10 protein-coding genes are annotated in these 8,742 nt (G+C 71.5%); 4 read left to right on the top strand and 6 right to left on the bottom strand.

Annotation, left to right across the window (positions count from 1 at the left end):
* Positions 1 to 128 precede the first annotated feature (128 nt).
* Positions 129 to 1,094, top strand: a complete 966-nt coding sequence (locus ABE487_RS05240) for a BadF/BadG/BcrA/BcrD ATPase family protein (RefSeq protein WP_346452654.1) — start codon at positions 129 to 131, stop codon at positions 1,092 to 1,094.
* 39 nt (positions 1,095 to 1,133) lie between these two features.
* Here ABE487_RS05240 and ABE487_RS05235 read toward each other — a convergent pair whose 3' ends face one another.
* On the bottom strand, positions 1,134 to 1,958 hold the full coding sequence (locus ABE487_RS05235; RefSeq protein ID WP_346445563.1) for a plasmid replication/partition related protein: 825 nt from the start codon (positions 1,956 to 1,958) through the stop codon (positions 1,134 to 1,136).
* 157 nt (positions 1,959 to 2,115) lie between these two features.
* On the opposite strand from ABE487_RS05235, the gene ABE487_RS05230 reads away from it, so the two are divergent.
* Positions 2,116 to 3,399, top strand: a complete 1,284-nt coding sequence (locus ABE487_RS05230; protein WP_346445564.1) for an acyltransferase family protein — start codon at positions 2,116 to 2,118, stop codon at positions 3,397 to 3,399.
* Positions 3,400 to 3,406: 7 nt separating this feature from the next.
* On the opposite strand, the gene ABE487_RS05225 is transcribed toward ABE487_RS05230, so the two are convergent.
* Together ABE487_RS05225 and ABE487_RS05220 are read right to left on the bottom strand one after the other, a co-directional pair.
* The gene (locus ABE487_RS05225) at positions 3,407 to 4,369 is read right to left on the bottom strand and encodes a DMT family transporter (protein ID WP_346446291.1); all 963 of its coding nucleotides are present in this window, start codon (positions 4,367 to 4,369) and stop codon (positions 3,407 to 3,409) included.
* An 85-nt stretch (positions 4,370 to 4,454) separates the two neighbouring features.
* The gene (locus tag ABE487_RS05220) at positions 4,455 to 5,198 is read right to left on the bottom strand and encodes an AraC family transcriptional regulator (RefSeq protein ID WP_346452655.1); all 744 of its coding nucleotides are present in this window, start codon (positions 5,196 to 5,198) and stop codon (positions 4,455 to 4,457) included.
* Positions 5,199 to 5,459: 261 nt separating this feature from the next.
* On the opposite strand from ABE487_RS05220, the gene ABE487_RS05215 reads away from it, so the two are divergent.
* Positions 5,460 to 6,140 carry a DUF4142 domain-containing protein gene (locus ABE487_RS05215; RefSeq protein ID WP_346445567.1) on the top strand — a complete coding sequence of 227 codons (681 nt, stop codon included), beginning with the start codon at positions 5,460 to 5,462 and terminating at the stop codon, positions 6,138 to 6,140.
* A gap of 169 nt (positions 6,141 to 6,309) precedes the next feature.
* Here ABE487_RS05215 and ABE487_RS05210 read toward each other — a convergent pair whose 3' ends face one another.
* Entirely contained in the window at positions 6,310 to 6,870 is a 561-nt protein-coding gene (locus tag ABE487_RS05210) for a DUF488 domain-containing protein (RefSeq protein ID WP_346445568.1), read from the bottom strand.
* Positions 6,871 to 7,108: 238 nt separating this feature from the next.
* On the opposite strand from ABE487_RS05210, the gene ABE487_RS05205 reads away from it, so the two are divergent.
* Entirely contained in the window at positions 7,109 to 7,984 is an 876-nt protein-coding gene (locus ABE487_RS05205) for an aldo/keto reductase family oxidoreductase (protein WP_346445569.1), read from the top strand.
* A gap of 22 nt (positions 7,985 to 8,006) precedes the next feature.
* Here ABE487_RS05205 and ABE487_RS05200 read toward each other — a convergent pair whose 3' ends face one another.
* Positions 8,007 to 8,477, bottom strand: coding sequence for a YaiI/YqxD family protein (locus ABE487_RS05200; RefSeq protein WP_346445570.1), 471 nt, complete (start codon positions 8,475 to 8,477; stop codon positions 8,007 to 8,009).
* A complete protein-coding gene (locus ABE487_RS05195; RefSeq protein ID WP_346445571.1) occupies positions 8,474 to 8,617 on the bottom strand; it encodes a hypothetical protein in 144 nt (47 codons plus the stop codon). The genes ABE487_RS05200 and ABE487_RS05195 overlap by 4 nt, the downstream gene beginning before the upstream one ends.
* Positions 8,618 to 8,742 lie beyond the last annotated feature (125 nt).

The raw sequence follows: 8,742 nt of genomic DNA, 5'->3' as shown, positions 1-8,742 counted from the left end.
TATGTCGCGGTGGCGCAGCTGTTCGCGTTCCACGCCTCGCGGGCGCTGGGCGTGCGGCCCGACAGCCCGAATGCGCAGGGCACGGTGAACCGCGTCGTCCAGGGCGTGCGCTTGTACCCGCTGGTGCCATGAGCGGCGCGGCCTACTATCTGGGCGTCGATGGCGGCGGCACCAAGACCCGCTTCGTGCTGCTCGATGCCGAAGGCGGCGTGCGCGCCGAGGTCCAGCGCGGCACCGCCTATCACCCGCAGATCGGCCTCGACGGCGTGCGTGCGCTGCTGGCCGACGGCATCGACGCGGTCACGCGGCAAGCGCAGGCGACGCCGGACGCGATCGCCTATGCGTTCTTCGGGCTGCCGGCGCACGGCGAAGACGGCGCGGCCACGCCGCAGCTCGATGCGATACCCGAAGCGCTGCTCGGCCATCGCCGCTATCGCTGCGGCAACGACATGGTCTGCGGCTGGGCGGGATCGCTGGCCTGCGCGGACGGCATCAACATCGTCGCGGGCACCGGCTCGATTGCCTACGGCCAGCGGCAGGGGCGCGAGGCGCGCGCCGGTGGCTGGGGCGAGGTCTTCTCCGATGAAGGTTCGGCGTACTGGATCGCGGTCCAGGGCCTCAACGCCTTCTCGCGCATGGGCGATGGACGGCTGCCGCGCGGGCCCTTGCATGCGGCGCTGCGGGCGCATTTCGAGCTCGCCGACGACCTCGACCTGTGCGCGCGGGTGTACGGCGCGCAGGCCTTGACGCGCGACCGGATCGCGCAGCTGTCGTTGCAGGTCGCCCAGGCGGCCGAGGCCGGCGACGACGTGGCGCGCGCGATCTTCGAACGGGCGGGGCAGGAATTGGCCGCGATCGTCGATGCGGTGCGCCGCGCGCTCGATTTCGGCGACCACGGCCCGGTGCCGGTGACCTGCTCGGGCGGTGCCTTCGGGGCGGGCGCGCTGCTGCAGGCGCCGCTGGCTGCGGCCTTGCAGGCGACCGGCGTCGACTTCGAACTGCGGGCACCCCGCTACGCGCCGCATCACGGCGCGGCGCTGTATGCGATGCGGCTGGCCGGGCATCCGTTGCCCGGCACGATCACGGCCGCCTGAGCCGGCGGCCGCAAAGCGCGTTGGCGCCGGACGCGGGGGTCAGCTGCGCAGGCGCAGCAACTGCGCCTGCAGCGTCTCGACCTGGGCGCGCAATTGCGCATTCTCGCGTTCGAGCGCGTCGACGCGTCGCTGCAATGCGCGCGCGTCCGGGGCGGCGTCGCCCTCGACGTTCTCGCCGTCTTCGCCTTCGCGGGCCGCGCGCGGGCGCTTCTTCGCATCGCGGGCGCGCTTGGCGGCCTGTTTGAGTTCGGCCTTGCCGGCCTGCGCCGCGCTGCGCTGCTCGTCCTCGGGCAGGCTGGCGACCGCGGCGGCGGCGCTGATCGAGATCTCGCCCGCCTTCAGCGCCTCGACCACTTCGGGCGCCGCCTGCGCGTGGATGCGCTCGATCATCATGACCTGGTTGGCGCTGAGCCGGGCTTCGCGCGCCAGATCGGCGCGGGTGGCGGGCACGGGGGTGTCGTCCCACGGCGGACGGTCGTCGTCGGTCGCGACGGCTTCGTCTTCGCTCGCGGGCGGTGGCGATTCGAGCCGCGCCTGCTGGCGCGCCTCCAGGATCGTGCGCTTGCGCAGCGCGAGCACCCCGCGCTGGTAGTCCGACACGCTGCGCCGGCCCAGGTGCTGCTCGATCATCCACAGGTGGACATCGTCCATCGACTTGAAACGGGTGTTCTGCACCGTCTCGAATGGGATGCCGTGCTTCTGGCAGATGCCGTAGCGGTTGTGGCCATCGACGAGCACGTTGCCCCACAGCACCAGCGCGTCGCGGCAGCCTTCTGCGAGCAGGCTGCGCTCCAGCGCCTCGTGCTCGTCGGGTGTCAGCGGATCGATGTAGGCCTTCAGGGCGTCGACGACGACGATGTTCATGCAGCTCCAGGGCGACGGGGGGCGCGCATTGTAGGCGGCGTGCCCGGCGCCGGGCACCGGATGCGTCCGCTCGCTCTGCTCAGGGCCGGCATGACGCCCCGCGCCATGGCGTCTGGGTAAGCTCGTCGGCGTGCCGAACCCAGGATCTGCGCCACCGATGACGCCGTCTTCCCGCGACCCGTACCCCGATGCGCTGCGCGCCGGCGCCCTGCTGCTGGTCGTGTTCGGGCATTGGATCGCGACCTTGCCGCGCATGGCGGACGGCGTGCTGGTCGACACCGGGCACCTGCTCGCGGCCTGGGACGCGGCCGGCTGGCTGACCTGGATCGTGCAGGTCGTGCCGCTGTTCGTGTTCGTCTCGGCCGCGGTCAGCGTCGACAGCGTGGCCCGACGTGCGGCGCAGGGCGCGCAGATGTCCTGGTGGGCGGGGCGGGCGCTCGGGCTGGCGCGGCCGACGCTGACCTACCTGGTGGTGCTTGCCGCGATCGCGATGCTCTCATGGCTGTGGGGCGGTCATCTGCTGGCGGTGTTCGACCGCTCGCTGACGATCCATCTGTGGTTCCTGCTGATGCTGCTCACGGTGCAGGCGCTGCTGCCCTGGAGCCTGCGCCTGGATGCGCGCCTGGGCCTGGGCGCGGTCGCCGGGCTGGTCGTCGTGGCCGGCGTTCTCGACATGATCCGTGCCGGGGCGACATCGGCCGGTGCGCTGCGCACACTCGGTCAGCTGGCGACCGAGCGGCCGGCCGGCATCGCCTGGCTCAACATGCTGGTGGTGTGGCTGATCCCGCAGCAGCTGGGCATCGCCTGGAAGCGCGGGCGTGTTCGCGGCCCGGCGACCGGCGCCGGCCTGCTGCTGCTCGGCACGGCATGGCTGGCGCTGGCGATCGCCGCCGGCTATCCGGTCGCGATGGTCGGGGTGACGCTGGCCGGCAACAACATGCTGCCGCCCACGCTGGCGCTGATCGGGGTGATGTGGCTGCAGGTGGGCCTGGTGCTGCTGTGCGAGCCGCTGGCGCGGCGGGTGCTCGCAGGCCGCGCGCCGGCAAAGGCGATCGCGGTGCTCGGTGCGCTCGGCATGCCGCTGTACCTGTGGCACAAGCTCGCCGAGCTGCCGGCCGCATGGCTGGGCGAGCGACTGGGGCTGCCGATCGACGCTGGACTGCCCGGCGCGCCGGGCTTCTGGCTCGGGCGCGCAGGCTGGATCGCGCTGTGCCTGGTGGTGGTCGCGCCGCTGATCGCCCTGGTCGTGCGTTTCGAACTGCGGCGCGACCGCGACGTCCCGGCGACCGATCGCCGCGTCGATGTTGTGCTCGGCGGCCTGGCGCTGTACGTCGGTCTGGGTGCGGCGCTGGCCCTGGGCGCGTGGCCGGGCGCCGCGATCGGAATGGTCGCCGTGGCCTTGGCGTCCTGGCGCCTGCGGCGACGCGGCGACCGGCGTTGAGCCCGGCTCAGCGAGCGGGTGCGTCGCCGATCGCGGCCGGCGGCGCCCGGTGTGTGGCCAGGCACGTGACCACGCTCAGCGCCACCAGCACGAACGCGATGGCCTCCAGCAGCGTGGGCAGGCGGCGTTCCCAGACAAAGCCGTAGAGCAGGGCGAACAGCGTTTCGAACAGGATCATCTGGCCGACCAGGGTCAGCGGCAGCAGCCGGCTCATGCGGTTCCACAGTGCGTTGCCGATCATCGACGCCAGCAAGGCCACGCCGGCCGACACCCCGATCAGCAGCGCCCAGGCCGAGGACGGTTGGGGCACGCGGGGCAGGGCCCAGGCCAACGGCAACAGCAGGGCGGTCAAGCCGCAGGTGACCACGCCGGTGAGCAGGTTCCACTCGTGGACGGTGATGTGCTGTAGACGGGCCAGCCAACGCGCATTGTGCACCGCAAAGCAGGTCCACGCGGCCAGCGCGCCCACACCGCAAGCCAGCCCGAGCAACTGTCGCCCGACCGTGTCCGCCGCGGGCATCGCCAGCGCCTGCCAGCCGATGCACAGCACGCCGGCTGCGGCCAGCAGCAGCGAGGGCGCGAGCCGGCGCAGCGGTACCGCGTCCCGGTCGCGGCTGCCGACCAGGGTGACGGCGACCGGCAAAAAGCCGATGACCAGCGAGGTCATCGCGATGCCGCCCAACTGCACGGCGCTTGCCAGCAGCAGGTAGTACAGAACGTTGCCGGTGAGTGCCAGCCACACCAGCCCCCGCCATTCGCGGCGGCCGAGCAGGCCGACCAGCCGGGTCCAGTGCGGAGCGATCAGCAGGATCGAGAACAGGCCATAGAACAGATAGCGGCCGATGGTCAGGTCCAGTGGCCGGAAGTCGCGGACCAGCGCCGGCGCCAGGAAGACCAGGCCCCACAGCGCACCTGCGCCGATGCCGCAGGCGACGCCGGCAAGCGTGTCGTGTCGAGGGCTGGCACGCATCGAGTCCATGCGCCGCACGATAGGCAGGATCGACAGCGCCGTCTTGACCCGGTCTCGCGTCGTTGTGGTCCTGCACTCGCGTCTTTCAGCGGCGCGCCTGGCGGCGCGCCTGCGCGGGCGTCTGCCCGTCTGCGCGACGCATCGCACGGGTCAGCGCGCTCTGGTCGGCGTAACCGCAGCGGTAGGCGATCTCGGCGATCGGCAGCGCGGTCCGCGTGAGCAGGTCGCGGGCCCGCGCGAGTCGCAGGGACGACAGCCAGGCGCGTGGCGTGGTGCCCAGTTCCTGCTGGAACAGCGCGTGCAGACGACTGGCGCTCACGCCGACCTGCGCGGCCATCGTCTCGGCGGTCCAACCGCGCGCCGGCTGCGCCTCGACCATCGCCAGCAACGGCGCGAGCCGGGCGCTCGGCTGCGGCGACTCGCCGAGCAGGGTGTCGAGCAGCAGCGGGATCCATAGCCGGAGGCGGTGCGCGGACACGCCGCCGCGCAGGGTCAGCGCTTCCATGTAGTCGATCAGGCTGCGCGCTTCGGGGCCGAGCGCGACGTAGGGCCGACGCGCCAGGCAGTCGGCGATGCGCGGGTCGAGCTCGCTGGTGTGCAGGTCGAGGATGATCGAACGATTCGCAGCGTCGCCGATCTGATCGTGACAGGCGCCGGCCTCGACGAAGGCGCCGAGGCTGCGGTCGAGCTGGGCGCCGGCACCGGCGATGTCCATGTGCAGCCGGCCGTCGAGCGGCAGCACGATCTGTGCGAAGTCATGGCGATCGACCTGGCTGACCGTGCCGTAGGCGCGGATGGCGATCGGCGAGGGGGGAGGGGAGGCGGCCATGGCGATGCGGGAGGCGGGACGGGCGATGCTAGCGCAGCGCGCCATGCAGGGCGGATGGGCGCGGGTCGTCGCGAGGCTGCGCGGGCGACACGGGCGACACAGGCGTGGGGCAGCGTGATCCGTGGACCTTGCGGCGCGACATGAACGGGACCGGGACGAGCGTGTGGGAAGAAAGTGCCTTGGCAACAGTCCGGGGCTTCACCGCCTGCGGCGGGCGCGGCGCCCAGCATCGCGTTTCCTGACCTGTTACGGAGTGCGACCATGAATCTTCGTCCGACCCTGCTGGTGGCCTCGCTCGCGTTCGCGCTGTCGGCATGCGGCGACCGTACCGACGATCGTCAGGCGGCCGCCACACCGGCAACGCCGCCCGCGTCCGCGCCGACCGCCGACGACGGCGCGGCGATGCGCACAGGCCCGACCGACACGATGGCCCCCGGCGACACCCGGACCGGCGCCGCGACTGCGCTGGCGGCGGCTGATCGCAAGGCGCTGCTCACGGTGATCGAGGTCGATCGCCACGAGATCGCGGCCGCGCAGGATGCATTGAAGAAGGGCGTCGGTGAGCGCGCGCAAGCGTACGCCGAGCAACTGCGCACCGACCACGAACGCAGCATGCAGGCCACGCAGGCGATGCTCGACGGCACCCACGAGGGCGCAGGTGCATCGCCGCAGGCGGCAGTGGCCGATGATCCGGCGCTGGCCGCCGAGCGCCGCCAGCACGACACCGAGCGCCAGCGCCTGGAGGGGCTCAATGGCGAGGCGTTCGAGGCTGCGTGGATCGACGCGATGATCAAGGGCCACCAGGCGGCGCTGGACAAGCTCGATCGCGAGCTGATCCCGCAGGCCAGTGCGGCGGACGTGCGCAGTCACCTGGAGCGCACGCGCGAGACGATCGCCGGCCACCTCGAGCGCGCGCAGGCCTTGCAGGCGCCTGCGTCCTGAGTTCGATCACCGAGGAAGATGGGGCGATGCGCGCGTCGTCCCCATCCCCACCCTCAACCCGTGAAGGGCGCAATGCTCCGCACGCGGGGAGGGGGCTCGCAAGCACAGGTCCTAGCTTCCCACATGCGGGGAGGTCGGCGCGCTTGCCGCGCCGGGTGGGGGCGGCGTTCTACACCTCCCGCCCGAACAGGTCGTCCTGCGACGGCGCTGGCGCACTGTAGTCCAGCCGGCCGTCGACGATGCGTGCGGCCGCGGTCCAGGGATGCGGCTGCGATTGTCCCGGTGCCATCAGATGCACCACCTCCCAGCCGCGGGCCTTGAAGTCGTCGGCGATCAGGCTGCGATGGCAACTCCACCACATGGCCTCGGCGCACATGCAGGCGGTGCGCTCGGCGTGCGCGAGGTCCATCAGCTGCGCGCGCGCCTGGGCGTACTCGGCCGTCTCCATGTAGTCGGCGTAGCCGCGGAAACCCGCGTTGCGCCAGGCGGTGTGCGGCGAGTCGCGACGTGCCCGGCGCCGACCGCCCAGCTCGGGCATCGGCACGAAGGCGATGCCCGCCTCGGGCAGGCTGTGCATGAGCGACTGCGCGGCAAAGTGCGGATAGCGGCGCGAGCCGGGATGGCGACGCACGTCGACCAGCGTGGTGATGCCGTCGGCGCGCAACAGGTCGATGAAGACCTCGAACGGTCGCGTCGAGTGGCCGATCGTCCACAGGCGGGGCGTGTGCATGCAGGCAGGCTAATGCTGCGAGCGTGGAGAGCGTGCGCAGTCCATCGATCCGTCGGCCGACAAGCGAACGGGCATGCGGCCACCCGCGTCACGACCGAACCGGCGGACGTCCGTGCCGGTGCCGACACCGGGCTGCACGGCTTGTTCGAACGGCTGCAGCGCGAGCACCACGAGCGCTATCGAGTCGCCGAGTACGTCTGCCGGCGCATACTGGCGCCTTCCGACCCGAGAGTGCCGCATGCCCCCGATCGCCAATGCCGATACGTTCCGCCTGGGCGATCGCCGCGTGAAGCGGCTGGGCTATGGCGCGATGCAACTCGCCGGTCCCGGTGTGTTCGGACCGCCGAAGGACCACGCCGCCGCCCTTGCGGTGCTGCGCGAGGCGGTCGCGTTGGGCGTCGACCACATCGACACCAGCGATTTCTACGGCCCGCACGTGACCAATCGGCTCATTCGCGAGGCGCTGCACCCGTATGCCGACGATCTGACGATCGTGACCAAGATCGGTGCCCGCCGCGACGACGATGCCGCCTGGCTGCCCGCGTTCTCGCCGCAGGCGTTGCGCCAAGCGGTGCACGACAACCTGCGCAACCTCGGCCTCGACGTACTGGATGTGGTCAACCTGCGGATCATGTTCTCCGCGCACGGCCCGGCGGAAGGCTCGATCGAGGCGCCGCTCGCGGTGCTGGCCGATCTGCAGCGACAAGGGCTGGTGCGCCACATCGGCCTGAGCAACGTCACCGCGACCCAGGTGGCGCAGGCGCGGGAGATGGTCGAGGTGGTGTGCGTGCAGAACCTGTACAACATCGCGCATCGCAACGACGATGCGCTGATCGATACGCTGGCCACCGACGGCATCGCCTACGTACCGTTCTTCCCATTGGGTGGATTCACACCGCTGCAATCATCCACGCTGTCGACAGTCGCCCACGACCTGGGCGCGACGCCGATGCAGGTCGCACTGGCGTGGTTGCTGCGCCGCGCGCCCAATCTGCTGTTGATCCCCGGCACGTCTTCGCTCGCGCATCTGCGCGAGAACCTGGCCGCCGCGGCGCTGGTGCTGCCGGCAGCGGCGATCGCGACCCTGGACGGCATCGCCGCCGGTTCGGCGTAGCCGATCCTGGCAGCCAGGCCGGTCAGCGCCGCTTGGCCAGCCACCGATCGAGCTGGCCGGCGAACGCCTGACGATCCCGGGCGTGAAACGCGGTCGGTCCACCGGTCTGCACACCGGCGCCGCGCAGCTCGTCCATGAAGTCGCGGATCGACAGCCGCTCGGCGATGCTGTCGGGCGAGAACGGCTGGCCGCGCGGATCGATGGCCTGCGCACCCAGCGCGAGCACCCGGGCGGCCAGCGGGATGTCCTGGGTCACCACCAGATCGCCGGCCGCGACGCGGGCGACGATGGCATCGTCAGCGGCATCCGGGCCACCTTCGACCTGAAGGGCGCGCACATGGCGCGAGGGTGGGGTGCGCAGCCATTGGTTGGCGACCAGCGTGACCGCGACCTGGGCGCGGTCGGCGGCGCGGAACAGGATGTCCTTGACCGGGCCCGGGCAGGCATCGGCATCGACCCAGATCCGCGCGGGACCCGTGGCCGGCGTGGTCACTCGGCGGCGTCGGACGCTGCCGGCGTATCGGTGCGGCTCGCCTCGCGCTCGGCGCGCTTCTTGGCGTCCTTCTCGTCTTTCTTCTTCTTCTTGGCGAGTTCGCGCTGGCGTTTTTCGAACGAATAGTTGGGCTTTGCCATGGGGCCTTCGAGGTTGGGCGAACCCCCAGTGTACCGCCCCACCCAAAACCGGGGTCAGAGTGCACTTCTCGGTCAGCGAGAAATGCACTCTGACCCCGGTTCTGGTTTTGGGGCTGGGTGCGCTG

It is taken from the genome of Luteimonas sp. TWI596 (assembly GCF_039674105.1).
Taxonomy (GTDB): domain Bacteria; phylum Pseudomonadota; class Gammaproteobacteria; order Xanthomonadales; family Xanthomonadaceae; genus Luteimonas.
The sequence above is the reverse complement of the archived record's forward strand: the minus strand, read 5'-3'. Positions and strand labels throughout refer to the sequence as shown.

What these genes read in the sequence shown, in the direction of transcription:
- ABE487_RS05240 (WP_346452654.1), top strand. Translation starts at nt 129, where the DNA reads ATGAGCGGCGCGGCCTACTATCTGGGCGTCGATGGCGGCGGCACCAAG.
- ABE487_RS05235 (WP_346445563.1), bottom strand. Translation starts at nt 1,958, where the DNA reads ATGAACATCGTCGTCGTCGACGCCCTGAAGGCCTACATCGATCCGCTG.
- ABE487_RS05230 (WP_346445564.1), top strand. Translation starts at nt 2,116, where the DNA reads ATGACGCCGTCTTCCCGCGACCCGTACCCCGATGCGCTGCGCGCCGGC.
- ABE487_RS05225 (WP_346446291.1), bottom strand. Translation starts at nt 4,369, where the DNA reads ATGCGTGCCAGCCCTCGACACGACACGCTTGCCGGCGTCGCCTGCGGC.
- ABE487_RS05220 (WP_346452655.1), bottom strand. Translation starts at nt 5,198, where the DNA reads ATGGCCGCCTCCCCTCCCCCCTCGCCGATCGCCATCCGCGCCTACGGC.
- ABE487_RS05215 (WP_346445567.1), top strand. Translation starts at nt 5,460, where the DNA reads ATGAATCTTCGTCCGACCCTGCTGGTGGCCTCGCTCGCGTTCGCGCTG.
- ABE487_RS05210 (WP_346445568.1), bottom strand. Translation starts at nt 6,870, where the DNA reads ATGCACACGCCCCGCCTGTGGACGATCGGCCACTCGACGCGACCGTTC.
- ABE487_RS05205 (WP_346445569.1), top strand. Translation starts at nt 7,109, where the DNA reads ATGCCCCCGATCGCCAATGCCGATACGTTCCGCCTGGGCGATCGCCGC.
- ABE487_RS05195 (WP_346445571.1), bottom strand. Translation starts at nt 8,617, where the DNA reads ATGGCAAAGCCCAACTATTCGTTCGAAAAACGCCAGCGCGAACTCGCC.